Source organism: Priestia sp. SIMBA_032 (assembly GCF_046535215.1).
Classification (GTDB): Bacteria; Bacillota; Bacilli; order Bacillales; family Bacillaceae_H; genus Priestia; species Priestia aryabhattai.
Genome location: NZ_JAWRXD010000136.1, coordinates 1 through 462 on the forward strand (window position 1 = coordinate 1; position 462 = coordinate 462).

1 protein-coding gene is annotated in these 462 nt (G+C 29.7%); it reads left to right on the forward strand.

The features are described 5' to 3' along the window. Positions 1-87 precede the first annotated feature (87 nt). Positions 88-462 (forward strand): LytR/AlgR family response regulator transcription factor (locus SB717_RS33675; protein ID WP_410907147.1); only part of this gene is annotated, 375 nt, incomplete at its 3' end.

Below are 462 nucleotides of genomic sequence, written 5' to 3' on the forward strand. Positions count from 1 at the left end.
ATGGTATAGTAAGAAAAAGGGATTATTTCTTACAAAAGCGAATGTATACAGCAGGACATATGGACAAAGAATTAGGTGGTTGAAGAAATGAAAATTTTACTGATCATGGAAGAGGCAGAAGAGAGAAGAGAGTTAGCTGAAAATTTCACTGAAAATATGAGAAATGTAGAATGTTTTGAAGCAAAGACAGGAACAGAATCTTTATTTATGATGAAAAAACATATACCAGACTTTGTTTTTTTAAGTTCCAAATTACTAGATGGTACTGGTTTTGAATATGCAAGTTTATTACGAGAAATAAATTGCTATACAAAATTTATTTTTGTAGGTGAAAACATAGAGGAATCTATTACAGCTTTTCGCTTCCAAGCATTTTATTATTTATTACGACCATTTCGTGAAGAAGATTTACAATTTCTTTTATATAAAATAGGTAAAGAACAAGGTGAGAAAGCAAAGAGT